This is a genomic window from Micromonospora sp. CPCC 205558, from assembly GCF_036902955.1.
Lineage (GTDB): Bacteria > Actinomycetota > Actinomycetes > Mycobacteriales > Micromonosporaceae > Micromonospora.
On the sequence record NZ_JBAKHR010000001.1, the window covers coordinates 287,290 to 312,083 of the forward strand.

General features: G+C 70.4%; 26 protein-coding genes. 16 read left to right on the plus strand and 10 right to left on the minus strand.

Annotated features, from left to right (window positions below):
- Positions 1–15 precede the first annotated feature (15 nt).
- The 5 genes from V6U86_RS01200 to V6U86_RS01220 all read right to left on the minus strand — a co-directional run bounded on the left by V6U86_RS01200 (position 16) and on the right by V6U86_RS01220 (position 6,292).
- Positions 16–204: a thiazolylpeptide-type bacteriocin gene (locus V6U86_RS01200; protein WP_030487016.1), complete on the minus strand. Its 189-nt coding sequence runs from the start codon at positions 202–204 to the stop codon at positions 16–18.
- Between the two features lie 134 nt (positions 205–338).
- Entirely contained in the window at positions 339–1,403 is a 1,065-nt protein-coding gene (locus tag V6U86_RS01205) for a hypothetical protein (protein ID WP_334497403.1), read from the minus strand.
- A gap of 92 nt (positions 1,404–1,495) precedes the next feature.
- Positions 1,496–1,642, minus strand: a complete 147-nt coding sequence (locus V6U86_RS01210; RefSeq protein WP_334497405.1) for a hypothetical protein — start codon at positions 1,640–1,642, stop codon at positions 1,496–1,498.
- Between the two features lie 246 nt (positions 1,643–1,888).
- Entirely contained in the window at positions 1,889–2,341 is a 453-nt protein-coding gene (locus V6U86_RS01215) for a peptidoglycan-binding domain-containing protein (RefSeq protein WP_334497407.1), read from the minus strand.
- A 201-nt stretch (positions 2,342–2,542) separates the two neighbouring features.
- Entirely contained in the window at positions 2,543–6,292 is a 3,750-nt protein-coding gene (locus V6U86_RS01220; protein WP_334497409.1) for an nSTAND1 domain-containing NTPase, read from the minus strand.
- A gap of 674 nt (positions 6,293–6,966) precedes the next feature.
- On the opposite strand from V6U86_RS01220, the gene V6U86_RS01225 reads away from it, so the two are divergent.
- Positions 6,967–7,677: a ThuA domain-containing protein gene (locus V6U86_RS01225; protein ID WP_334497411.1), complete on the plus strand. Its 711-nt coding sequence runs from the start codon at positions 6,967–6,969 to the stop codon at positions 7,675–7,677.
- Positions 7,647–8,765 (plus strand): Gfo/Idh/MocA family protein, encoded by a 1,119-nt coding sequence (locus V6U86_RS01230; protein ID WP_334497413.1) that lies wholly within the window; start codon positions 7,647–7,649, stop codon positions 8,763–8,765. The genes V6U86_RS01225 and V6U86_RS01230 overlap by 31 nt, the downstream gene beginning before the upstream one ends.
- Before the next feature lie 72 nt (positions 8,766–8,837).
- Here the strand turns inward: V6U86_RS01230 and V6U86_RS01235 are convergent, their stop codons facing one another.
- Both V6U86_RS01235 and V6U86_RS01240 read right to left on the minus strand, forming a co-directional pair.
- Positions 8,838–10,337, minus strand: coding sequence for an FAD-dependent monooxygenase (locus V6U86_RS01235; protein WP_334497415.1), 1,500 nt, complete (start codon positions 10,335–10,337; stop codon positions 8,838–8,840).
- 117 nt (positions 10,338–10,454) lie between these two features.
- Complete coding sequence (locus V6U86_RS01240) at positions 10,455–11,075, minus strand: acyl-CoA-like ligand-binding transcription factor (protein ID WP_334497417.1); 621 nt, start codon at positions 11,073–11,075, stop codon at positions 10,455–10,457.
- Between the two features lie 143 nt (positions 11,076–11,218).
- On the opposite strand from V6U86_RS01240, the gene V6U86_RS01245 reads away from it, so the two are divergent.
- The 3 genes from V6U86_RS01245 (at position 11,219) to V6U86_RS01255 (ending at position 12,312) form a co-directional block, all read left to right on the plus strand.
- Positions 11,219–11,575 carry a DNA polymerase ligase N-terminal domain-containing protein gene (locus V6U86_RS01245; RefSeq protein ID WP_334497419.1) on the plus strand — a complete coding sequence of 119 codons (357 nt, stop codon included), beginning with the start codon at positions 11,219–11,221 and terminating at the stop codon, positions 11,573–11,575.
- A gap of 127 nt (positions 11,576–11,702) precedes the next feature.
- Positions 11,703–11,966 carry a hypothetical protein gene (locus tag V6U86_RS01250; protein ID WP_334497421.1) on the plus strand — a complete coding sequence of 88 codons (264 nt, stop codon included), beginning with the start codon at positions 11,703–11,705 and terminating at the stop codon, positions 11,964–11,966.
- Positions 11,967–11,979: 13 nt separating this feature from the next.
- Positions 11,980–12,312 (plus strand): TraR/DksA family transcriptional regulator, encoded by a 333-nt coding sequence (locus V6U86_RS01255; protein ID WP_334497423.1) that lies wholly within the window; start codon positions 11,980–11,982, stop codon positions 12,310–12,312.
- A 129-nt stretch (positions 12,313–12,441) separates the two neighbouring features.
- On the opposite strand, the gene V6U86_RS01260 is transcribed toward V6U86_RS01255, so the two are convergent.
- Together V6U86_RS01260 and V6U86_RS01265 are read right to left on the minus strand one after the other, a co-directional pair.
- Positions 12,442–13,221 (minus strand): ABC transporter permease, encoded by a 780-nt coding sequence (locus tag V6U86_RS01260; protein WP_334497425.1) that lies wholly within the window; start codon positions 13,219–13,221, stop codon positions 12,442–12,444.
- 12 nt (positions 13,222–13,233) lie between these two features.
- Complete coding sequence (locus tag V6U86_RS01265) at positions 13,234–14,394, minus strand: ABC transporter substrate-binding protein (protein WP_334497427.1); 1,161 nt, start codon at positions 14,392–14,394, stop codon at positions 13,234–13,236.
- A 106-nt stretch (positions 14,395–14,500) separates the two neighbouring features.
- Between V6U86_RS01265 and V6U86_RS01270 the strand changes: the two genes are divergently transcribed.
- The 11 genes from V6U86_RS01270 (at position 14,501) to V6U86_RS01320 (ending at position 23,977) form a co-directional block, all read left to right on the plus strand.
- Positions 14,501–15,436, plus strand: a complete 936-nt coding sequence (locus V6U86_RS01270) for a DUF6282 family protein (protein WP_334497428.1) — start codon at positions 14,501–14,503, stop codon at positions 15,434–15,436.
- On the plus strand, positions 15,433–16,149 hold the full coding sequence (locus V6U86_RS01275; protein ID WP_334497430.1) for a PIG-L deacetylase family protein: 717 nt from the start codon (positions 15,433–15,435) through the stop codon (positions 16,147–16,149). Before V6U86_RS01270 ends, V6U86_RS01275 begins: the two co-directional genes overlap by 4 nt.
- The gene (locus V6U86_RS01280) at positions 16,146–16,802 is read left to right on the plus strand and encodes a 4-carboxy-4-hydroxy-2-oxoadipate aldolase/oxaloacetate decarboxylase (RefSeq protein ID WP_334497432.1); all 657 of its coding nucleotides are present in this window, start codon (positions 16,146–16,148) and stop codon (positions 16,800–16,802) included. The genes V6U86_RS01275 and V6U86_RS01280 overlap by 4 nt, the downstream gene beginning before the upstream one ends.
- A gap of 164 nt (positions 16,803–16,966) precedes the next feature.
- Positions 16,967–18,010, plus strand: a complete 1,044-nt coding sequence (locus V6U86_RS01285) for an aromatic ring-hydroxylating dioxygenase subunit alpha (RefSeq protein ID WP_334497434.1) — start codon at positions 16,967–16,969, stop codon at positions 18,008–18,010.
- Complete coding sequence (locus V6U86_RS01290) at positions 18,007–18,225, plus strand: hypothetical protein (protein WP_334497436.1); 219 nt, start codon at positions 18,007–18,009, stop codon at positions 18,223–18,225. Before V6U86_RS01285 ends, V6U86_RS01290 begins: the two co-directional genes overlap by 4 nt.
- Positions 18,222–19,175, plus strand: a complete 954-nt coding sequence (locus tag V6U86_RS01295) for a PDR/VanB family oxidoreductase (RefSeq protein ID WP_334497438.1) — start codon at positions 18,222–18,224, stop codon at positions 19,173–19,175. Before V6U86_RS01290 ends, V6U86_RS01295 begins: the two co-directional genes overlap by 4 nt.
- Positions 19,176–19,205: 30 nt before the next feature.
- Entirely contained in the window at positions 19,206–19,973 is a 768-nt protein-coding gene (locus V6U86_RS01300) for an IclR family transcriptional regulator (protein WP_334497440.1), read from the plus strand.
- Between the two features lie 106 nt (positions 19,974–20,079).
- Entirely contained in the window at positions 20,080–21,006 is a 927-nt protein-coding gene (locus tag V6U86_RS01305) for an SDR family oxidoreductase (RefSeq protein WP_334497442.1), read from the plus strand.
- A gap of 37 nt (positions 21,007–21,043) precedes the next feature.
- The gene (locus tag V6U86_RS01310) at positions 21,044–21,925 is read left to right on the plus strand and encodes an amidohydrolase family protein (protein WP_334497444.1); all 882 of its coding nucleotides are present in this window, start codon (positions 21,044–21,046) and stop codon (positions 21,923–21,925) included.
- Between the two features lie 17 nt (positions 21,926–21,942).
- Positions 21,943–22,395, plus strand: coding sequence for a MaoC family dehydratase (locus tag V6U86_RS01315; protein WP_334497446.1), 453 nt, complete (start codon positions 21,943–21,945; stop codon positions 22,393–22,395).
- Positions 22,396–22,453: 58 nt separating this feature from the next.
- Positions 22,454–23,977 (plus strand): acyl-CoA synthetase, encoded by a 1,524-nt coding sequence (locus tag V6U86_RS01320; protein ID WP_334497448.1) that lies wholly within the window; start codon positions 22,454–22,456, stop codon positions 23,975–23,977.
- Here the strand turns inward: V6U86_RS01320 and V6U86_RS01325 are convergent.
- Positions 23,901–24,788: a PaaX family transcriptional regulator gene (locus V6U86_RS01325; protein WP_334497450.1), complete on the minus strand. Its 888-nt coding sequence runs from the start codon at positions 24,786–24,788 to the stop codon at positions 23,901–23,903. The two genes, V6U86_RS01320 and V6U86_RS01325, sit on opposite strands and share 77 nt — an antisense overlap.
- Between the last annotated feature and the right edge of the window lie 6 nt (positions 24,789–24,794).

The following is a 24,794-nucleotide window of genomic DNA, read 5'->3' on the forward strand; positions in this document are numbered from 1 at the left end:
GTCTTCGGGGGAGGATCAGGCCGAGCAGGAGGTGGTGCTGGTGGTGCTGGAGCAGGTACTGGTGGAGCTCGTGCTGCACGAGGCGGCCACGGCGAGCAGGACGCCGCTCGCGTCCGCGTAGTCCGAGATCTCGAAGGTTTCCGACTCGAGTTCGAGGATCTCGTTCGCCAGGTCGGCCAGGTTGGTCTTGTCGTCGATGTTCATTGCTACTCCTCAGCGTTGTCTGGGCTGTCCCTCTCGGTCCGGCCCGCCGTGGTGACTGAGACCATTCCATCGCCCGCTGGTAGCCGATCGACCCACGTCTCACTGTCACTCCACTGACATCACACGTCACCAACTCAACCGAGCCACACCGGCCCCCAGGCCAGGTTCTGCGGGCCGAGCAACGCGTCGGCGGCGACCCGGATGCCCAGCACCCGCCGGCCGGACCGACCGAAGACGGCGACGTGGATGTCGTGTAGCAGTCGACGGACATCGGCCGGGGACAGGGCGCTGATCAGGGAGGCGGTCTCCGGCGGGCTCGTGACGGCCGCTCGGGCGGTAGCCGGAAGCAGGAGGTCCCGGGTACGAGCCGCAGTGAGGGCGTAGTCGATCGCCTCCTCGGTCTGGCGACCCCAGGCTGCCGCCACGGCGGCACTGGACGACCGGCGGACGACCGCGGCGAGCCGCAGCGGCCCGCTGAATCGCGGAACATGGCGGGTGATGACGTCGAAGCCGGTGTCCGGCAGGGAGTGCCGTTGGGCATCGCGGCTGTACGCGCTCAGGAGATTGAGCGAGCCGTCGAGGAGCCACGTCCACTCCGTCGAGCCCGAGGCCCCGACCACCGCGCGGTCGGATGTCGGGACCGCCTCCGACGACATCGACCGCAGGCTGTCCAGAACCGCGTGCCGCAGCGCCAGGTCCGTACGGGTCGCCCAGCCCAGCCCCCAGTGTGGCTGCGCGGCGTCGGACGTCCGCACCGCAGCTGCGGAGACTCGCGTCGAATCGGGTGCCGTGAGCGGTTCGGGAGCGAGCAGTCCGGCCCACGGCGCCAGTATCGCGAGGGCGTCACCCGGTACGTGAGTGGCTGCCGGCATCGATTCGAGATCCGCCAAGCTCCGAATGCCGGTCCAGCGGGTCCGGCCCTCACCGGGCAGTACCAGGAGTGTCGTCACCCGATGCTCCGGGTCCACTATCGCCGCGGTGCTGTCGTCGGCCCAGTCCACAGAGAGGACCGCGTCGCGCACCGCGGCCTCGACCGATCCGGCGGTCCAGGGCTTGCCGCTCACCGAGCCGGTCGGGATCTGCGCCCGCCGCCAGAGCGCGGTGCGCTCGGCCAGCAGATCGTGCAGTTGCGGGTGTTCCGAACGTGGTCCGACGACGATCAAACCCGCGATCGGGGTGACCGGCACTGCTTGGGTCATCGGTCAACTGCCTTCCACTGGCGTTCTTCGGCGGGTGAATCCCCACGACTGCGGACCGCCAAGGCCGGCAGGGCGAGTCTTGGTCGGTGCGTTCAGTCCCAGGCCGTCGAGTTGCTGCTGTCCACGACGGTGACCGGGGGAGCGGCGGGGTCCGTCGGGTCGTCGGCATTGGCGGCGGCCGGGAAGAGCAACACGATCAGGGCGGCCAGGGTGCTCGCGAACAGTGCATTCTTCGTCATTGTGATCCCCAGCTCCCTTGGTTCGTCCGACCGGCTGATCCGTCCGGAACGCTTCAACTGTGCGGTCGGATCGCTGCGGGCGAATAGACAGAAGAAGCTGCCTGGCACGTAGTTCCGCCCATCGTGCTGCCAAGGGATCGGCGCTGCTCTGGCTCGCGGTCCGGACCTCTGATCGACACGCTCACGGACTTGCCGGCGGTGACAGCGTCTGCGCTGTCACCGCCGGCGTGGCCTGCCCAGCGGCGGTTACGGCAGTGGACGGCCGAGGCGGGCGCAGGTAGGGGTTCCGTAGGTTCCGCCCGTGTGCGCGGGGAACTTCAGGGACGCGCGTGACTGCGGCCCGAACTGGCCGTCCGCGCTGATGCCCGCCTTGCCCTGGGCGAACTTCAGCGCGTTGAAGGTCAATTGGCCGAACACCCCGTCATCTTCGAGCCGCGCCTTGCCCGCGGGTGCGAGGTAGCAGTCGTTCAGGGCCCACTGGAGGGCCACCGTGCCCGCCCCGGCGTCGCCCCAGACCAGCGAGCACGGCAGGACGCCGTACCTGCCGAACGGCGCGGCGACCTGATAGCCCGCCTGGTTGCTGACGATGCCGTAGGACTCGCATTCCGGCTGAGTGCGAGCGTGGGCGGGGCTGGCGGCGACGAGCGTGCCCGCCAACACGGTCATGAGCAGTGCGAGCAGTGTTGCCATTCGCTTCATCGAGTTCTCCTTCATCGCGGCGTCTGTCGATGCCCGGGGACCCCCGTCGGGCTGCTCCCCGGGCGATCGAGTTCCTCGGTGGACACCGGCCGCACGGCTCGTGTCCTGGAGTCAGGCTGGTTCGGGGCGAGGTTGTCCGACAGAGCCGCGGCACCGGACAAACAACGTCGGACAATCCTTCGGGATGTCTGCGCAGCTCAGTCAGCGACTCGGTGGGGCGCCGCAGGCGGGGTCGTACCGCTCCGACGGGATGTGCGTCGCCCACTCCTGCCGGGTCAGCGCACGGCCGACCGTGGCGCAGATCCGGGCCCTGGCGGCGCGGAGATCGAACGACCAGCGGATGATCCGGCCGTCCTCGGCGCCAGAGAGGAGAGTTCCGGCCGCAGTGAAGGCGAGCCCGCGGATTCTCGCGCCATGGCCGCTGAGGGTCGCAACGCGTTGTTGGGTAACGGTGTCCCAGACGACGATGGTGCGGTCGTCACCGGCGGACGCCATCCGGCGGCCGTCGCGACTGAAGGCAAGGACCTGTACGGGCGCGGTGTGGCCGTGCAGAACGGCGAGTTCGCTGCCGGTCGCGGCGTCCCAGAGCTTGACGGTACGGCTGTCGCCGGCGGTCGCGAGCAGAGCCCCGTCGGGGCTGACCGCGATGTCCTGCACCGTGCCCTGCTGGCTTTTCACTCGGCTGAGAAGTTTGCCGGTGGTGACGTCCCACGTGTTGACGAAGCCGCCCACACTCGCGCCCAGGAGGCGGCGGCCGTCCGGAGTGAAGGCCAGCGACGTCACGATCTGCGCCGGGAACCTGGCCGTGATGTCGGTCGGGTTGTCGATGTCGCCGACGTCCCAGATGAAGGGGCCGAGCGTGGCGGCTGCGACGAGACGACCACCGGGATCGAAGGCGACGTCCGTGGACGCACCGATTCCCTTGGACACGATCGGTCGTGTGGCGTGTCGTTGACGGTGGAGATCCCAGATCGTGATGATGTTGTTCCGGGTCACGGCGGCGAGCCGGGTCCCGTCGGGGCTGAACGCGACGGCCTGCACCTCGTCCGCGTGCCCGGCGAGGACGGCCACTTGCCTGCCGTCGGTGTCCCAGAGGCGGACGGTGCCGTCGCTGCCCGCCGAGGCGACCCGGCTGCCGTCCGGGCTGATCTTCATGTCTTTGACCTGTGCCGTGAAACCGCTGAACGGGGCGTCCCGCAGATGGTGGAGCACGATGGTTCCGTTGAAGCCGGCGGAGGCGAGCATCGCCGCGTCCGGGCTCAGTGCGACGGATACGGTTTCGGTGCGGCCCCGGTCCTGGAAGGTCTGCAGGGACTCGCGGCGACGCACGTCCCAGATGGTGATCGCGCCGTTCTCGTCAGCCACGGCGAGCCTGCTGTCGGTGGGCGCGGAGATGGTCCATGCATAGCGGCCGGCCAGCGGTAGTGGCGGAAGGCTGACCGGCCGGTCGCCAGCAAGATCCCACAGATACACCCCGCGATCGTCGGCGGAACCCGCGAGGACATACCCGGAGGGACCGAAGGCGACCGAGAAGACATGCTCGGCGGGCAGTCTGGCGAACACCGTGCCGGTCGCCACCCGCCAGGCGGCCGGGTGCTCCACCCCGTCGGTGGAGGCGAGGATCGCGCCGTCGTGGCTGAACGTGAGCGATCTGACCGGGTGCCGGTGCTCGCGCAGCACTGTGCGAGTTGTCGTCCGCAGATCGTAGAGGGCGATGTCGCCGGCACGGCCGGCGTTCGCATCGGCGCCGGGGCCGCCCGTGAGGCCGACGGCGAGCTTGGTCCCGTCGGGGCTGAAGGCCAGTCCCGACCCGAGGCTGTCCTCGGTCAACCGGGTCGTCTGTTGGCGCGTCGCCACGTCCCAGATGATGATGGACCTGTCGATCCCGACGGAGGCGAGCAGCCTTCCGTGGTCCGCGAAGGCCAGGTCGGCGGTCCGACCGGTGTGGCCGGAGAGGGTGGCGATCCGCGTGCCACGTGCGGGGTCCCACAATCCGATGGTGCCGTCACCGGCCGCGGAGGCCAACAGGGAGTGGTCCGGGTTGAACGCGACCGTGTAGATGGACGGCCCGCCGACGTTGAGTTCGGTGCGGCGGGGCGCGGCTGCCGCGCTGAGCACGCTGCCCTGGGTCTCGGTGTTCGAGTTGAGGTGGTCGGCCTCGACGGCGAGCAGGCCGGCCAGATCGGGATCGGTGGCGAGCAGGGATCGGGCTTGCAGCGACAGTTCACCGGAGAGGGTGGCGACCTGTTGTCGGCGGGCGTCCTGGCGTTGTCGTACGGCGACGCCGCCACCCAGCAGGGCCAGTACCAGCAGCGTGGAAATGCCTGCGACGAAACGCTTGAACAGGCGGGCCTGACGCCGGGCGGCGTTCTGCTCGGACTCGGCGAGAGCGGAGCTGGCGTGCAGGAAAGAGCCTTCGAGCTCGTTGAGCTCCTCCGGATGGTCCTCGGCCAGGGCCTGTGCGCCCAGTAGTTGCGTTCCCCGGTACAGGGCCCCGGCATCACGGTCGAGCGCCGCCCAGGTGTGCGCGGCCTCGGTGAGCCGCCGGTGGATCAGCAGGTTCGCGCGATCATCGGTCAGCCATCGGTGTAGCCGCGGCCACGCCCGGATGAGTGCCTCGTGGGCCACCTCCACCGTGCCGTCGCCCATGACCACCAGACGGGATTCGGCCAACTGGTCCAGAACTCGTGCGGTGACAGCCTCGTCGGCGATGCCGTCGAGTTCGGTGCGCATGATGGGCCGCCGGGTGTCCTCGGTGCCGTCGCCCAGTGCGGTGAGCCGTAGGAAGACCCGGCGAGCGGCTTGTTGCTCGGCTGCCCCGAAGCCGGCATAGGCCCGCTCGGCAGTCTGGGCGATCGCCCCGCGTACGCCGCCGCTGGCCTGATAGGCCGACAGGGTGAGGGTCTCCCCGCTTCGTCGTTGCCACGTTTCGAGGAGCGCGTGCGAGACGAGCGGCAGCGCGCCCGGCTCGTCGGCGGCGTCGGCGAGCACCGTGCTGACCAGGTCGGCCTCGACGCCCATGCCGACCTGGGCGGCGGGCCGGATGATGATCTCCCGCAGGTCGGTGGGGCTCATCGGCCGCACCAGAAGGTACGCCTCGTCGTCCAGTGCGGCGGCCAGGTTCGGATACTGCATGAGGTGGGCGATGAAGTCGGCGCGTACCCCGAGCACCACTGTGGTGCGGCGGTCAGGCCCCTGCGCGGCGTCCAGCAGCGCCTCGATGAACCGGCGACGTTCCGCCTTGTCGGGGCAGAGTGTGAACACCTCCTCGAACTGATCCACCACCAGCAGCGCGCGGGCCTGCGGCGGGCCGCCCGCCAATGTGGTGCGCACCGCGATGTCGAGCGCGGCGGCATCGGCCGCCAGATCCTTCCGGACCTCTGGGGCATCCTGGCCGGTCAACTTCGCGACCTCGGCGGCCAACGCCTCCAGCGGGCGTTCGGTCGGCGTCAACAACATCGTCCGCCACCGCCGCGCCAGCCCACGGTCGGCGGTGATGGCTCCCAGCAGACCGGCTCGCAGCAAGGAGGACTTGCCGCTTCCGGAAGCCCCGATGACTGCACTCAGGCACCGCTGATCGGCCCGTGCCAGCAGCCGTCCGACCAGCTCCGTACGGCCGAAGAACAGCTCCGCCTGCTCGGGCTGGAATGCCGTCAGCCCCTGATACGGGCAGCGCTGGGAGGTGGTCTCGGCGGTGCCGGAGGCTTCCGCCGCTTCGACGATGGCCGACCACCGTGCCCGCCACTCGGTCAGGTCCCCGCCACAGGCCTGGACGTAGGCGAGCGTCACCTCCAACGACGGCAGCCGGTCGCCCTTCGCCGCGTCTGCCAACGTGCTTGCCGAGTAGTGGGCGCGCCGAGCCAGGAGCCGATAGCTCGGGTTGCCCGCGTGCTCCCGCAACTGTCGTAACTGCCACGCCAACCGTTGCACCGGGCCCGCCGTCGGGTCCACGGGCTTCTCCGGACGGCCCAATACCCACCTCCGCATACTGGGCCGCAACTCTGGCCGCGCGATCATGGCGAGCTTCGGCACGGGCGCCCGTCGGATCGGGCCAGGAGAAGTATCCAGTTGCGGCGATGCGTTCGCGGTCCGGGGGCTCGCCGGTCGAGGACGGCCCGGCGTTGCGCTACCGTCAAGGCCCGCACCCCGGCGTCGATCAGTCCGTGTCTGTCGGCCGTCGACGGCCCGCCGGACCCCACCACAGCCAAGGAGAACCCGATGCCGGAGCCTGAGCCTGCCCAGGACGCCCACGAGGTGGATGCCGACACGTCGACGACGGCCGAGACCGAGACAGAGGCGGATCTGCCTGCCGTTCCCGCGAATCGGGCTGCCCGACGCGCGAAGGGCAAGAAGGCCGCCTCGCCTCAGCCCCATGGCAAGGGTCAGCACCTCGGCGGCCGGGGCTCGGTCCAGAGCCCTCGCCTGTGGGGTAACCGCCGTAGCGGTTGATCAGTCGATGGGCGCTCAAGCAGACCGCTCAGTGTGGAATCCGGAGGCCGACGGACGCCGGCTTTGTCGGCGACCACGGGTACGGTGGCGGTGCCCGCCGCGCATGGGCATCGATGGCACGGAGCCGGGGCGGAAGCGGCCAGCCCGGTGGTGACAGACCGTGGGAGGGAGCGAGGGTGGCGCAGCAGAGGGCACTGGTGGTTCGGGGCGGGTGGGAGGGGCACCAGCCGGTCAAGGCGACGGAGCTGTTCATCCCGTTCCTCGAACGAAGCGGCTATGCCGTGCGGGTCGAGGAGTCGACAGAGATCTACGCCGACGCCGCCGCGATGGCCGAGACCGACCTCGTCGTGCAGTGCATGACGATGTCGCAGATCACCGCCGAGCAGGTGGCAGGTCTCAGCGCGGCGGTCATCGCCGGTACGGGCTTCACCGGCTGGCACGGCGGCATCGTGGACTCGTTCCGTGCATCATCCGACTACCTGCATCTGGTGGGTGGCCAGTTCGCGACCCATCCGGGCCTGGAGCCGTGTGCACGTCACGGTGGCGAGGAGGACAACTTCCTGCCCCACGCGGTGCGCATCACCGACCTCGGCCGGGAACACCCGATCACCGCCGGAATCGACGACTTCGACCTGGTCACCGAGCAGTACTGGGTGCTGCACGACGACCTGATCGACGTGCTGGCGGTCACCACCCACCCGACGCAGGCGTGGCATCCGTGGCACCGGCCGGTCACCTCGCCGGCGATCTGGACCCGGCTCTGGGGTGCCGGGCGCATCGTCGTGACGACCCCGGGGCACAGCCTCGACGTGCTGGAGCACGTAGGCGTTCGTACCGTCATCGAGAGGGGGATGGTGTGGGCGACCCGCACCGCGTCGGCGTCGTAGGTCTCGGGGTCATCTCCGGCGCCTACCTGGACACACTCGCCGACCATCCCGAGGTGAGCATCGTCGCGGTGGCCGACCTCGACGCCGCCCGGTCGTCGGCGGTCGCCGCCACGATCCCGGGCGCCGAGGCATTGAGCGTCGAGCGTCTGCTCGCCCGCCCGGACGTGCAGACGGTCCTCAACCTCACCATCCCCGCAGCGCACGCCGACATCTCGCTGGGCACGATCGAGGCGGGCAAGAACGTGTACGTCGAGAAGCCGCTCGCCGTGACGTTCCCGGACGGCCGCTCGGTCATCGAACGGGCCGCGTCGGCGGGCGTGCGCGTCGGGTGCGCGCCGGACACGGTCCTGGGCACGGGTACGCAGACGGCGCGGGCGGTGATCGACGCCGGGCTCATCGGGCGTCCGATGTCCGCCTCGGCCGTCATGGTCACCCCCGGGCACGAGCGCTGGCACCCCAACCCCGACTTCTACTACGCCCCGGGCGGCGGCCCGTTGCTGGACATGGGGCCGTACTACATCTCGGCGCTGATCCACCTGCTCGGGCCGGTTCGCGCGGTGACCGGAGCCGCCAGCCGCCTGCGCGCCGAGCGCGTCATCGGCTCGGGCCCGCGCACCGGCCAGCGGGTCCCGGTGGGGGTGGACACCCACCTGACCGGCGTGCTCGAGCACGCCAACGGTGCGCTCTCCACAATCACGACGAGCTTCGACGGCGTCATGACGACGGCCGCACCGATCGAGGTCCACGGGGAGGCCGGCACGCTCGCGGTGCCCGACCCGAACTACTTCGACGGTGAGGTCCGCCTCTTCGCGCTCGGCGGCACCGAATGGCGCGCTCTCGAACCGCAGGCCGGCTATGCCGACGGTTCCCGGGGCATCGGTCTGATCGACCTGGTCAGGGCCGACGATCAGCGTCCGCCACGCGCTGGCGGCGACGTCGCGCTGCACGTCCTCGAAACGATGACCAGCCTGCTCCGGTCGGCGGCGGAGGGTCAGCGGATCGAGCTGACGACCGTGGTGCAGCGGCCCGCGCCGGTTCCGCTCACTTCGGTGGAGGACTGGAAGGCGTCCCACGCGTACGGGCACTGAACGGGACCAGGCATGGCCGGGCATGGCCGACGGGGTGACTGCTGCCGTCGGGCCATGCCCGGCCCTGCCTGGTCATCGTGCAAGGCCGAAATGGTGGGTGAGCGCGGCGCGTAGCGTGTCGACGTCCCCGGCGGACCAGGCGACGAAGCAGTCGGGGCGTACGAGCAACGCGGTGACGGGCGTGCCTTCCAGTTGCCCGGTGACCAGGTCGACGCGGTCCCGCCAGGGCGCGGCGACCTCGGCGTAGGCGCCAGTGGAGTCCAGCAGCAGTGGCCGGGCGGTGCGGGTCAGCTCGGCGAGGCGTATCGGGCCGTGCTCGCCGTGCACGATCACGTCGGGGGCGCAACGGCCGGCCAACGGGTCGGCGGGGTCGGCGGGGTAGTGGATGTCCGCGCCGGACATCAGCGCGGCGATGTGCCCGGTCACCTCCGGCCTGCGCAGCAACTCGGCGAAGAGTTCCCGCAGGCCGGTGATTTCGTCGCCGGGGCCGATGAGCGCTGACTGCGCCTGGGTGGACATGACGACCCGTTCGGCGACGGGGCGACGCTCCGTCTCGTACGTGTCGAGCAGCCCCTGCGGTGCCCAGCCGCGCACCGTGGCGGCGAGCTTCCAACCCAGATTGACGGCGTCCTGCAGGCCCAGGTTGAGGCCGGGCCCACCGATCGCCGGGTGCACGTGCGCGGCGTCGCCGACCAGCAGCACCCGGTCGGCGCGATAGTGGGCGGCGATGCGGGTGTTGCGGCCGGTCAGTCGCCGCAGCAGGCCGGGGCCGTCCGGCGCGTCGAGGGGGATGTCGGCGCCGAGCACCCGGGCGACGCTGGCGCGGAACTCCGCCAGGTCCATGGGGGTTTCGTCGATCGATGGTGTGTCGGGCCACTCCGTCGTGCTCAGGATCGCCGGACGGCCGGGGAACGGGGCCCAGGCGATCAGGCCACGCGCGGTACGGGTGTGTTGGAAGGGCGGGACGACGCCGTAGCCGGGGACGCGCAGGCCGCCCGTCTCGGGGTCGAGGGATGACGCGGGCACGGTCACGGTGGCGGTGCGGGAGATCGACCGGTCCGTGGTGACACCGGGAAAGTCGATACCGGCCAGCCGGCGCACCGCGCTGCGGCCACCGTCGGCGCCGACGAGGAAACGGCTGAAGAACTGCGTACCGTCGGCGAGGTCGACCTCGACCCCGTCGGGCCGTTGGCGGAGGTCGACGACCTCGTGGCCGCGGCGCAGGTCGACGCCGAGCTCGGTGGCCCGGGCGGCGAGGGCGGCCTCGAGCTGGGCCTGTGGCACCCCGAGCACGTAGTGCGGGTTTTCCGCGAGCATCGTGAGATCCAGCGGGAACGCGCCGAAGGTGAAGCCTGGTTGGGGCACCGGCGGGGTGCTCTCGCCGCTGAGCCGCGTGCAGAGGCCGCGCCGGTCGAGCAGGCGGACGACCTGCCCGACGAGGCCGTTGGCGCGAGCCTCGCCGGTTGGCGTGGTGTGGCGTTCGAGGACGACGGGGTGCACGCCGGCGAGGGCCAGCTCGCAGGCGAGCATGAGGCCGTTGGGGCCGGCCCCGACGATGACGACATCGATCACGATCGTGGTCCTTTCGGGGTGCGCGTCATCGCCACGGCAGGCGCGGCACGTGGCCGGTCTGCCGCGGGAGTGTGAGCGGCTTGAGGCGGGTGAGGTTGTCTCTGGACTGCGGGCGGCTCAGTGCGACGGGGCAGGAAGGCCGGCGGCGACCTGGGCGAAGGCGTCGGTGATGAGGCGTTCGATCGGGGCGGGTGGGTCGGCGCTGTCCAGATAGTGCTGCATGGCGACGGTGACGGCGGCGCTGGCGGCGGCCGCGACGAGCCTCGGATACATGGTGGTCGCGGGGTCGGTGCCGGTGCGTTCGGCGACCGCAGCGGCGAGCTCGGCCTCGGCGATTGCGACGGCGCGCAGCCGCTCGCCCTGCAGCGCGGGCTCGGCGAGCATGGTGCGGACGCCGGCGACCCACTGGGCGTGTGCGGGGGAGGGCATCGCCTCGACCTCGGGGCCGGGCGTGAACTGCTCCAACGCGGCCTGGGTGAGCGCCGTCCAGAGCGGCTCGTCGGCGGGGCGTCCGCGCAGCGCGGCGGCGGTGCGCAGGCTGCGGTCGAGGTGGCGGGAGGCGATCGCCTCGGCCTTGCTGGAGAAGTAGTTGTTGAAGGTGCGGGGGGAGACGCCGGCGGCCTCGGCGATGTCCTCGACGCGGACGTTGTCGTAGCCGCGCTCGGCGCTGAGGTGGATCGCGGCCCAGCCGAGCGCCGCCCGAGTCTCGGCCTTCTTGCGCTCCCGTAGCCCTGTCATGCCCCCACGGTAGCACTAGTTGCGTGGCACGCAAATATGCGCGTCACGCAAATTCCTCTGAACCGCGTGGATTCCGCTCACCCAGGCTCGCGAGGTGGTCGCGTCGGCAGGCGGGACGGCCGGCCGGCGCCGAGAATGGGGCAGTGGCACCCGCCTTCGTCCTGCACGACCACCGCAAACCGCGACCGCACTTCGACCTGCGGCTCGAGGAGGACGGTGTGCTGCGCTCGTGGGCGGTGCCCCGCGGCCTGCCGGGCAACCCCGGCGACAACCGGCTCGCGATCGCAGTGCCCGATCACGACCTCGATCACCTCACCTACGAGGACGTCGACAAGTCGATCGCCGACATCGGCACCTGGGAGGAGCACGACCGCACCGACCGCCGGATGCTGTTCACCCTGCACGGCCGCACCGGCAGCCGGCGATACGCGCTGATCCGCACCGGCGAGGGGTGGCTGCTCCACCTGACGAAGCAGCAGCCTCCGGACGACCACAGATAGCTGGCCGGAACCCAACTGTCAGGAGAACGTCTGCCTCGGTTCGAGGGCGTCCCGCGGCACATCCGGACGATCTGAGGCATCACCGCAGACGTTGGCTTTACCGCAGACACCGATCTATGGTGGGGGCATGCTGTCGGTGACCTTCCGCTCGCCCGCCGCCACCGAGGTGGCGGTAGGCGGTGCTGTCCGGGTCCCGACGGCGACCCGCCTCAAGGCCGACATGCGGGTGCCGGTTGTCCGCACGCCGCGCATCGCGCAGACGCACACAGCGTCGAGCCCGATGCGAACCGGCCGAGGCCCACCCGCGGAGTCGTTGCATATCCAGCACGACCGCCAGGGCGAAGCTATCCAAGCTTCGGCCCTTTTTGTTTTTCCCGCCCAATCCCCTTGAAGGAAGGCAGAGCATGAGCGTCGACCATCGTCGTACTCTCGACCAGAGTTGGCTGGCTGACCTGCGAGCGTCCCTGGCGGACGACTTCGCCACCCAGACGGCTCGGCTGCGGGAACTGACCGAGCTCAACGCCGACACCGGCGACCCGGGCGAGGCCCACAACCAGGCCGCGCTGCTGGTGGCCACCCGTCAGAACATCGAGCAGATCACCGGTGCGCTGAGCCGGATCAGCGACGGCACCTACGGTGCGTGCCAGCGGTGCCAGCAGAGCATCCCGGCCGCGCGGCTCGAGATCCTTCCGCACGCCCGCTTCTGCGTGCCGTGCCAGGAGAAGCAGAACAGGTGACACTTCGGTGTGGCTGCCGTACCGCCGGCGGCAGCCACACCGTCACGTGCGAGAGCCACGACCGCGCACCGCGCGGCGGTCCCGGTTCAAAGCAGCCGCCGCGAACGCCACAGAGCCTGACAGGCGCTTCTACGACGAGATCGCCCGTGCCCACGGGGCGAGGAGGCGTTCGAGGCCGGCCATCAGGTAGAAGAGCAGTGCGCCCATCAGCGCGAGCAGGGTCAGCGCCGCGAACGCGAGCGGAGTGTCGGCGGACTGGCCGGAACTGGCGATCACCGAGCCGAGCCCGGCCTCGGGGTTGATCACCTCGCCGATGGTCGCGCCGATGATGGCCAGCGAGGTCGCGACCTTCAGTCCGACGAAGACCTGCGGCAGGGCCCACGGGAGTCGTACCTTCACGAAGGTCTGCCACCACGAGGCGGAGAGGGACCGGGCGAGTTCGCCGAGTTCGTTCGGGGTCGAGGTCAGCCCGGCCATGGTCGAGACCAGGATCGGAAAGAAGCAGAGCAGCACGACCATCACGACTTTGGTTTCGTAGCCGAACCCGATCCAGACCAGGAGCAGCGGTGCGAGCGCCACCTTCGGCACCGCGTTGATTCCGGCGATCATGGGGAGGGCCATCCGCTCGACCGTCCGGGAGGCGGCGAGCAGGACGGCGAGCAGGAGCCCACCCACGGCCGCGATCCCGAACCCGATGACGGTCTCCAGGAAGGTGACCATCGTCTGCTCGGCGAGGTAGCCAGGGAGCCGGACGAACGCGTCGACCACGTCCGGGGGTGCGGGCAGGAAGAACGGCTCGATGTCGAAGGCCCAGGTGGCCAGCCACCAGAGCGCGATCGCCAGCACCCCACCGAGCGCGGGCAGCCCGACGTGGGGCCAGCGTTGTGACGGCGGGCGGCGGTCAGTCACGATGATCTTCCGTCAGGACTTCTTCACGAACCTCAGGTCGACGACCTTTTCCGGGGTCAGGCCGGGTGGAATCAGGTCGGCACCCTGTAGGACGGTGATTGTCTGAGCCACCTGCTTCTCATCCATGAAGCCGATCGGGGCACCTGACGCGGGGCGAACGTGCGGGGACATCGCATCGATCTCGCCCTTGCCCGCTGCCACGGCATAGGTGGGTTTCACCTTGTTGAGGATCGCGGCGGCCTCGTCCGGGTGCTCGATGCTGTATTGGAGCCCCTTCAGCACCGCGTCGGTGAATCGCTGCACCAGGTCGGGGTCCTTCTCGATGAGCGCGGGAGTGGTGATGATCGCGTTGCCGAAAAGGTCCCGCAGATAGTCGCTGTAGGGCAGCACCACCACCTCCTTCTTGGAGGCGGCCTGTAGCGCGTTGCGGCTGAGCAGGAATGTACCCAGCGCATCGACCTTCCGGCTGGCCATGAGTCCGTTGAGCGCCGTGGCCTGGACGCCCTCGATCTTCACCGTCTTCGGGTCGAACCCGGCCAGCCGGGCGTAGGCCGGGAAGAGCAGCTCAGTCACCGACCCGGCGCCGGTCGCCATCGTCTTGCCCTGCAGGTCCTTCGGAGTGGTGATGTTGGTGTCCGCGGTGGTCATCACCGAGATCAGCGTCTGTTGGTGTACGGCGGCGATGGCCCGCCAGTCAGTGAACTCACCCTTGCCCGCCTGAATCACGGCACCGGTGAAGTCGAGCGCACCGAACTGGACCTGACCGGATTTGAGGGCCGTCAGGTTCTGCTGATTGCCAGCGCCCTCTTTGATGTCGACCTCAATGCCGGCCTCGGCGAAGTAGCCCTTCTCCTTCGCCACCCAGGCGAACGCGTCCCGACCCACAGCGCCGAAGGCGGTGATGTAGGCGACCCTGTCGGTCTCCTTGCCGGTCGGGTCGCCACTCTTGTCATCAGAACCGCTGCAACCGGTCGCGGCAAGGGCCGCGGCGAGCAACGTCACCACCAGGGTGCGAGAGCGCTTGACCATGTGCTGCCTCCAGCTTGAGAGTCTCGGGGAAGGCGCCGGCGCGCCATGCCGACAAAGACCGCACGGGCCGAGGCTGTCCACATTGCTCTTGTCGATGAATGATCGTAGATGATGATCGCCACGACTGTTGCCGGACTGATTCACGGATCTCATTCCCTGGGCCCTGCGAAGGAGCCATTTACGCAGCTACAGGCCCGTGGACGGTGGACAGCCGGTTCGGCAGAGCCGCGAAACCCTTCGAAGGAGCACGATGTCTGACCACCCTGCCCCGTCCGCTCGGGCCCGCGCCCTGGTCCGCGGTGCCTACGACACGCACGTCCACGTGGCCCCTGACGTCATGGCGCGGCGGATCGACGACGTCGATCTGGCGTACCGGTGTGCCGAGGTCGGGCTCGCCGGTTTCGTCCTCAAGTCCCATTACGTGGCCACGGCCGAGCGGGCGGCCGTCGTCCGCAAAGTGGTCCCCGGCGTCGACACGCTCGGCGCGATCACTCTCAACGGCGCCATGGGCGGCATCAACCCCGTCGCCGTCGAGGTCGCGGCACGGCAGGGCGCGCGCATCGTCTGGATGCCGACGGTGGACTCCGGAAACCAGCGGCGTAACACCGCCACCGATCTGCCGGGTGCCATGCCGGCGATGTGGGGGGCGTTCCAAGCCGACCTGCACAGCCAGGGCATCGTGCCGGAGCCGGTCGAGGTCGTCGATGACGAAGGGCGCGTTCTCGAGCGGGTACGCCAGGTGCTGCGGGTGATAGCCCGGCACGACATCACACTCGCCACCGGACACCTGAGCGGCGACGAGATCGTCGCCGTCGTCCGGGCCGCCCGCGAAGAGAGCGTACGCCGGATCGTGGTCACCCATCCCGAGTTCACCTCCCAGCGGCTGCCGGCCGAGCAGCAGCGGGAGCTGGCCGAGGCGGGTGCCCTGTTGGAGCGCTGCTTCACCACCCCGCACTCGGGCAAGGTCGCCTGGGTGGAGCTGTTCGCCACCATCCGGGCGGTCGGCACGGCGCACTCCGTCCTCTCCAGCGACCTCGGGCAACCCTTCAACCCGCCGGTCGAGGACGGTCTGGCGCTCTTCGCCGACCGCCTGCTCGACGCCGGCTTCACCGATGAGGAGATTCACGTCATGGCGGTGGTCAACTCCCGTCGTCTGGCGATGCCCAAGGCGACGGTGCCAGCATGAGCGCGCGGCGAATGCTCGTGGTGGGTGCCCACTCGGCCGACTTCGTCTGGCGGGCCGCCGGGGCGATCGCCAAGCACACCATGGCGGGTGGTGAGGCCGTCGTGCTGGCGCTCTCCTACGGAGAACGGGGCGAGTCCGGTGAGCTCTGGAAGGACCCGAACCAGACGGTGGAGAACGTCAAGCGGCTGCGGCACGCGGAGGCGGAACGCGCCGCCGCCGCGGTCGGCGCCCGTCTGGAGACGTTCGATCTCGGCGACTACCCGTTGCGGATCAGGGACGAGGACATCGACCGCCTGGCCGCGCTGATGCGGGAGTACGCGCCGCACGTGGTGCTCACCCACCCGGACCGCGACCCGTTCAACCCGGATCACCCGGTGGCGCACACCGCAGTGGCGACCGCCCGGCAGCTCACCGCGGGAGCCGGGGTGTCCAGTGGCTTCCGGACCGCCCCGCCCTCGGAGTTCCTGGTCTTTGAACCGCACCAGCCCGAGCTGTGTGGGTTCGTCCCCACCGTCTTCGTCGACATCACCGATGCGATGGCGGCCAAGCAGGAGGCGATGGCGTCGATGGGCGCCCAGGGCTACCTGCGCGACTACTACACGCAGCGGGCCGATCAGCGTGGCAACCACGCTCGCCGGGTGACCGGCGACCCCGCCGTTCGGCAGGCCGAGGCGTTCCAGCGATTGATTCCGAACGTGGTGGGGGCACTGTGAGCGAGCTTCGTGACGTGGCGGTCGTCGGACCGGGTGTGATCGAGACGTTGGCTGCCGGCGGGGTGGCGACCGTCTACGAGGCCGCCGGCCGGTCTGGCCTGCTCGACGTCGACCTTGTCCAGATCGTTCCGGGCACCCGGGTCGCCGGTGTGGCGCGGACCGTCCGCTGCGGTCAGGACGACAACCGGGCCGCGCACGAGGCGATGACGTTGGTGCGCCCGGGCGACGTGCTCGTGCTCACCATGCCCGAGCCCGCACCGGTAGCCCTGATCGGTGAGCTGCTGGCCACCCAGGCCAAGGTCGCTGGCGCGGCGGGCCTGCTGGCGGACGCGGCGGTACGCGACGTGGACGAGCTCCGGGAACTCGGGCTGCCGATCTGGGCCCGGTGGCAACGGGTACGAGGCGCGACCAAGCGTGCGCGGGGCTCGCTCGACGTCGCGGTCCACGTGGGTGGGACGACCGTCAACCCGGGCGACGTGGTGGTGCTCGACGCCGACGGTGCCGTGGTCGTGGCGCGGGGGAGTGCGGCCGAGGTGGCCGCCGCGACGCTGAGTCGGATCGAGAAGGAGACCCGGCTGCGGGCCCGGCTGGATGCCGGTGAGTTCAGCTACGACCTGCACGGGTTGCGGGCGCAGGACGAGGCGACCGGTTGAGCAGGAGTCGCCGATCGTCGAGCGCCGAACAGCAGCAGAAGCGGGAGTCCGGCGAGGGCTGAGTGCTTCGGCTTTCACCCAGTGAAAGCGTCAGTCACCACCGTGGACACCACACGGGATGATGCGAACTCCATCGACGTCCGTCCGCATGGAGGTCCGGTCGCATGGCATTTGCGCGTAACCAGTGGTATGTGGCGGCCTACGGCAGTGAGGTCGGGCGGGATCTGCTGGCCCGTACGGTGCTCGGTGAGCCGCTGGTGCTGTACCGCACCGGTGCCGGGAAGGCGGTGGCGCTCGCCGACCGGTGTGTGCACCGGCGCTTCCCGCTGTCCGAGAGCCGGCTCGACGGCGACACGATCGTCTGCGGTTATCACGGCTTCACCTACGATCCGACCGGCGCGTGTGTCTTCGTACCCGGTCAACAGCGCATCCCGCGCACCGCGCGGGTGGTTTCGTTCCCGGTGGTGGAACAGGACTCCTTCATCTGGGTCTGGATCGGTGACCTGGATCGCGCCGACCCGGCCACGATTCCCCGCGCGCCGTGGCTCGCCGACCCGCGGTACGCGGTGGTGCGGGGGATGGCGCCGCTGAACGCACGGTACGGCCTGCTGGTGGACAACCTCCTGGATCTCTCCCACGAGACCTATCTGCACGGCGGCTACATCGGCACGCCGGAGGTGGCGAACACCCCGATCACCACCGAGGTCGACGAGGACCGGGGGATCGTCTACGTCAGTCGGCACATGGACGACGCCGAGTGCCCGCCGTTCTACGCGCGCTCGACCGGGATCCAGGGCCGGATCACCCGATGGCAGGACATCGAATACCACCCGCCCTGCCTCTACCTCCTGCACAGCCGGATCGCCCCGCAGGGTGTCCACCCGCCCGCCGAGGGCGAGGACAGCGAAGCGTTCCACGCCGAGATCGTGTACGCCATCACCCCGTCGACCGAGCACACCACCTATGACTTCTGGGCGGTGGCGCGGGACTTCGCGATCGACGACGAGTCGGTCAGTGAGTACCTCCACCACAGCAACCACACAGTGGTCATGCAGGACGTGACCGCGCTCAACATCCTGGAGCAGGTGATCGCGACCGAACCGGACAGGTACCAGGAGTTGAGCATCAACATCGACACCGGTGGCCTGGCCGCCCGGCGGCTGCTGGCCCGGATGGTGGAGTCGGGAACGGTGGGAGCGACGCGGTGAGGTCCCGGGCGGGCACTGCGCCTGGTGACCGGGTCTACCGGATCCACTGGGTGCCGGGCACCGACACCCTGCGCGGGATCTGCCACTGCGGGGCCGAACGCCTCGCCGAGGACCCGATCGAGTTGTGGGAGTGGCTGCTCGCCCACCCGCAGGGCCACCAGGGCCTGACTGTGCCGGTCCCCGGACCGCCGAGGCGACTGGCGATGCGCGAGTGACGGTGGACGTGTTGACCGGGGTGGAGTTGGTGGTCGCCGGCCGGGAGCAGGTGGCTGCCGAAACCGTGGCGATCCGCCTGTGTCGCCCGGACGGCGGTGACCTGCCCGAGTGGACGCCCGGCGCGCACATCGACCTGGAGCTGGGCGCCGGGCTGGTCCGGCAGTACTCCCTCTGCGGCGACCCGGCGGACCGGTCCGTCCTGCGGGTCGCGGTGCAGCGCGAACCGAACGGACGCGGCGGTTCCCGGCTGGCGCACGAGCGGCTCACCGTCGGCGCGACCGTCCGGGTGAGCGGACCGCGTAACACGTTCCCGCTGGTCCCGGCGCGGCGTTATCTCTTCGTCGCCGGTGGCATCGGGATCACTCCCATCGCACCGATGGTCGCCGCCGCCGACGCCGCGGGCGCGGACTGGCGGTTGGTCTACGGGGGACGCACCCGCGCGACGATGGCCTTCGCCACCACCCTGCGGGAGAAGTACGGCGACCGGGTGAGCCTGCACCCGCAGGACGAGACCGGGTTGCTCGACCTGGTCGGGTTGCTGGGTCGGCCCGGCACCGGGCTCGTCTACTGCTGCGGTCCGGAACCACTGATCAGCGCGGTGGAAGAGCTGTGCCGCAGCTGGCCCCCCGGCTGCCTGCACGTCGAACGGTTCACCGCGCAGGCCGTTTCCGGCGCGTCGGAGACGACGATCGAGGTCGAGCTCGCGCTGTCCGGGCGGACGGTGACCGTGCCGCCGGGCACGCCGATCCTGCAGGCGGTGGAGGAGGCCGGTGTGCAGGTCCTCTCGTCCTGCCGGGAGGGCACCTGCGGCACCTGCGAGACCCCGGTGCTCGCCGGCGTGCCCGAGCATCGCGACAGCCTGCTCACCGCGCAGGAACGGGCCGCCGGGGACACCATGATGATCTGCGTCTCCCGGGCCCGTACGCCCCGACTCGTGCTGGAGCTGTGAGCGCCCGGCGCGGGCGGGGATGATGACGGGGTGCGCGCAGAACCGGGGCGGTCGGTGACGAGCAAGGTGCTGGCGCTGCTCGACGCGTTCAGCCCGGCCACCCCGGCGTTGACCCTGAGCGAGTTGGCGCGGCGCACCCGGCTGCCACTGCCCACCGTGCACCGACGCACCGCCGAGCTGGTCGAGTGGGGGGCGCTGGAGCGCGGCGACGACGGGCGATACCGGATCGGTCTGCGGCTGTGGGAGGTCGCCTCGCTGGCCCCGAGGGGCCTGGGGCTGCGGGAGGTGGCCCTGCCGGTCATGGAGGACCTGTACGAGGTGACCCACGAGAACGTCCAGCTCGCCGTCCGGCAGGACCTCGAACTCGTCTTCATCGAACGGATCGCCGGGCGGCACGCGGTGCCCGTGCTCACCCGGGTGGGGGGTCGCTTCGCGTTGCACGCCACAGGCGTCGGGCTGGTCCTGCTCGCCCACGCGCCTGCGGAGGTTCAGGAGCAGGTGCTGGCCGCGCCGCTGGAGCGGTACACCGAGCTGACCATCACCGACCCTGGGCGGCTGCGCCGCTGCCTCGCCGACGTGCGCCGGGCCGGGTACGCGGTCAGCGACCGTCAGGTCACGATGGACGCCCTCTCGGTGGCCGCGCCGATCCGCGTACCGGAGGGTGTGGTGGCGGCGATCTCGCTGGTGGTCGCCCACGACCAGGCGGACCCGGTGGCGTTGGCACCGCTGGTGCGGGCCGCCGGCCGGGTGGTCTCCCGGGCGCTGATGGACCCACCCCCGGGCACCCGTCGCATGTAGACAGACTGCAAATCGTTGACGCCCGATCAAATTCTGCATTACGTTGCCGGTGCGCGTGTTCCTCCCACCTTCGTGCGCAGAACAGCATCGACGAAAGGGAGCACTCATGTCACTGGCCGGCAAAGTCGCCATCGTCACCGGCGCCGGGCGGGGGCTCGGCCTCGCCTACTCACAGGAGTTGGCGCGGCGCGGCGCCTCGGTCGTGGTCAACGACGTCGACCCCGAGGCCACCGCCGACGCCGTGGCGGCGATCGGGGCGTCCGGCGGCCGGGCCGTCGCGGTGGTCGCACCGGTCGGCCCGACCGAGACCGCGAAAGAGCTCGTCAGCACGGCGGTCGCGCACTTCGGGCGGCTGGACATCCTCGTCACCAACGCTGGCCTGCTGCGCGACACGGTGCTGTGGAAGATGAGCGACGACGACTTCGACACCGTCATCAACGTGCACCTGCGCGGCACGTTCACCACGGTGCGCGAAGCGGTGCAGCACATGCGGCAGGCCGGCGAGGGCGGGCGGATCATCTGCGTCGGGTCACCCACCGGGCAGCGGGGCAACTTCGGCCAGACCAACTACGCGGCCGCCAAGGCGGGCATCGTCGGCATGGTCCGTACCTGGGCGCTCGAACTCAAGCGGGCCGGCATCACCGCCAACACCGTCGTTCCGGTCGCCGCGACCGCGATGACCGCCACCGTCCCCTACTTCGCCGCGGCGGTGCGGGCCGAGGCGAACGGCGAGCCGATGCCCGCGTTCTTCCGACAGGAGCTGGGGTTCGGCACGACGGACGACGTGGCCGGGCTCGTCGCGTTCCTCGGCTCCGACGCGGCGGCCTCGGTGACCGGGCAGGTGATCGGCGTCGGCGGGGACCGCCTGCAGATCTGGACCCACCCCGAGGCGGCGCTGACCGCGCACCGCGAGGGCGGCTGGACGTACGACGCGCTCGTGGAGGCCTGGCCGACGACGTTCGCCGGTGCCGCGCAGAGCGTCGGTGAACGCTTCCCGAAACTCCCCGAGGAGTTCGAGCCCGCGACGCCCTGACCGACCCGAGCACCCGCCCGACGGAGGTTGGCCCCCCATGTACCAGTCAGCGATCGACCTCGACGACGTCACGGCAATCGACATGCACGTGCACATCGAGGTCGACGACCACGGTCACACCTCGCTGCCCGAGCCGCTCGTGGCGGCGGCGTCCGCGTACTTCAGGACGGACGGCCCACGGCCCGCGGTCGACGCGGTGGCACAGTACTACCGCGAGCGGCGCATGGCGGCCGTCGTCTTCACCGTCGACGCGCGTACCCAGCTGAAGCACCAGCCACTGTCGAGCACCGACATCGCCCGCGCGGCGGCCGAGCACGCCGACGTGCTCATCCCGTTCGGGTCGGTCGACCCGCGCACCGGGGGAGCGGCTCTCGAACTCGCCGACCGGCTGATCCAGGAGGAGGGTGTACGCGGCTTCAAGTTCCACCCCACGGTGCAGGGCTTCGATCCCAGCCACGACGAGTACGCGCCGCTGTGGGGCCTCCTGGAGCGGGCCGGCGTCCCGGCGCTCTTCCACACCGGGCAGACCGGCATCGGCGCGGGTACACCGGGGGGCTACGGTCTGCGGCTCGGCCTGTCGAACCCGATCCTGCTCGACCCGATCGCGGCCGACTTTCCCAACCTGCAGATCATCATGGCCCACCCGTCGGTGCCCTGGCAGGACGAGGCGTTGTCGGTGGCCACGCACAAGCACAACACCTGGATCGACCTGTCCGGCTGGAGCCCGAAGTACTTCCCCGCCGAGTTGGTGCGCTACGCCAATTCGATGCTGAAGCGACGGGTGCTCTTCGGCACCGACTTCCCGATGCTCACCCCCGACCGGTGGCTGCGCGACGTGCAGACGACCGACCTCAAGCCGGACGTGCTCCCGGGCATCCTGAAGGACAACGCGGCCCGACTGCTGGGCCTTGCCCGGTGACGACGAGAGGAAACGCCATGACGACGACCATCACCTACGACCGGCTCGCCGACCTCGCCGGCACCGATCTCGGTCACACCGGGTACCGCACTGTCACCCAGGACCAGGTGGACCTGTTCGCAGACGCCACCGACGACCACCAGTGGATTCACGTCGACCCCGAACGGGCGAAGACCGGCCCGTTCGGCGCGCCGATCGCGCACGGCTTCCTCACCCTCTCCCTGGCTGTTCCTTTCTGGACGGAGTTGCTCGAAGTCAAGGGCGTGACCACGAAGGTGAACTACGGCCTCGACAAGGTGCGCTTCCCCGCGCCGGTCGTGGTCGGGGCGCGGGTGCGCATGCGGGCCACCGTCGCCGAGGTCGTCGAGGTTCGCGGCGGCTATCAGATCGCTGTCGACCAGACGATCGAGATCGAGGGCGGGACCAAACCGGCGGTCGTCGCGCGAGGGCTGTACCGCTTCTACGCCTGAGCCCGGGGGCACCCGTCGAGCCGGGCGAGCACACCACCTCCACCCCGGGAGAATGATGATGCAGCAGTACGGAATCGGCGCCTGGGTGGCCAAGCGCCGGCTCAAGTCCCCGGACCAGGTCGCGATCATCTACGGCGACCGGTCGCCCATCACGTACGGACAGTTCGCCGACGCCGCGGACCGGATCTCGGCGGTGCTGCGGGAGCGGGGCGTCGGCAAGGGCGACTCCGTCGCCTACCTCGGTGAGAACAGCCCCGAACTCCTCCAGGTGATGTTCGCGGCGGCACAGGTCGGGGCGGTCTTCGTGCCGATCAACACCCGGCTCGCCGCCCCCGAGATCGCCTACGTCCTCGCCGACTGCGGCGCGAGGGTGCTGATCCACGACCCCGACTTCGCGCTGCCGGTGGCCTCCGCCGCGCCGGCCGCCCGGATCCCGTACGTCATCGTCAACGGCGAGGGGACCGCGGACCGACCCGGGCTGGCCCACCTGACCCGGGCCGCCGCCGGTTTCACCGACCACGCCGACACCACCCACGAGGATCCGGCGGCGATCGTCTACACCTCCGGCACGACCGGCCGGGCCAAGGGCGCGGTGCTGACCCACGGCAACCTGACCTGGGTGGCGCTCAACTGCGTGGTCGACTACGACGTCGTCTCCACCGACGTCGCGCTCATGATCTCGCCGCTGTTCCACGTCGCCTCGCTCGGCATGGGCGCCCTGCCCGTCATCCTCAAGGGCGCCACGATGGTCATCGAGAAGGGCTTCGAGCCGGGCCGCGCGCTCGCGCAGATCGAGCGGCACGGGGTCACCATGCTCAGCGGCGTACCGACCACCTACCAGTTGATGGCCGACCACCCCGCCTGGGCGTCGACCGACCTGTCGACATTGACGAAGCTCACCTGCGGAGGTTCGGCGGTGCCGGCCCGCGTCCTCAACGCGTACGAGGCGCGGGGCCTGTCGTTCTCGCAGGGTTACGGCATGACCGAGGCCGCGCCGGGCGCCACCGCTCTGCCGCCCGCGATGACCCGTGTCAAACAGGGCAGTGTCGGTCTGCCGCACTTCTTCACCGACGTGCGGATCACCGATACGGCCGGTGCGGTGGTGCCCACCGGCGTCGTCGGTGAGATCGAGGTCGCCGGACCCAATGTCTTCCCCGGCTATCACGGGCTCCCGGAGGCGACCGCCGAGGCGTTCACGGCCGACGGGTGGTTCCGCTCCGGCGACCTCGGCCACCTGGACGCCGACGGCTACCTCTACATCACCGGCCGCCTCAAGGACATGATCATATCGGGGGGCGAGAACATCTATCCGCTCGAACTCGAGCAGCTGCTCAGCGAGGTCGACGGGGTGACCTCGGCGGCGGTCATCGGCGTACCGGACGAGCGTTGGGGGGAGGTGCCGTGGGCGATCGTGACCGTACGGGAGGGAGCGTCGGTGGACACCGCCACCATCCGGGATCGCCTCGACGGCAGGATCGCGCGCTACAAGCTGCCGAAGAACGTCGTCATCGTGGACGAGTTGCCGCGGACGGCGTCGGGGAAGGTGCAGAAGGCCGATCTGAGGGCCCGATTCGGCGCCTAGCCGCGGGCCGGGCCGCGACGAGTTCGGCGAATTCCGCAGCGGACGCCCCGGCCAGCTTCTCGTGCATCCGACGGTAGGTCTGCACCGATCTCGTGGCGGGCCACTCCGCGTCCATGAACTCGGCCGGCAGCCTCGGGTCGGCGCGCAGCAGCGCGAGCCAGTCCGCCACGAGCATCGTCCGTACGGTGAGGGCGCTCGGCGCCACCGCCATCGCGGACGGGTCGTCCCACACGTCGATGAAGGCGAGGTGGGCACGCCGGATCGCCTCGATGTCCCACGCGGCGCGCACGCTCTCGCCGATCGGGAACCCGGCGAGTTCGCGGGCGTGGAAGGCGATCACGGTGTTGGGCGCGAGGTCCTGCCGCAGCGGCTCCAACGACCCGGCGAGGTCGACCTCGCCGGGGGCGAGCCAGAGCCCGTCCCGGATCGGCGCGAACCCCTCCCAGGTGAGGGTCGAGCGCAGCCGGTGCCGCAGCATCCGCTGGCCCTCGGGGATCGAGAAGGTGACCAGGGTCCACCCGCTGCCCTGTGGGTCGAACGGCCGCGGCCCGCGAACCCGGGACTTCGCCTCGCGCAACACCGCGACCCCGTGCTCGGTCAGCGAGAACAGCGTCTCCCGGCCACTCCTGCTGCGGGCCAGGATGCCGCTGTGCACGAGACGGTCGAGGGTCGCGCGGGTGGCCGGCGCGGCGACGTCCGCGCCCTCCAGCACGTTGATCAGGACGCTCGCCCGGATCGGTCCCGTTGCGCCATCGACGACATGCTCGCCGAAGAAGGCGAGCAACAACTGCTTCGGCTGACGACTACCCACGGCCCC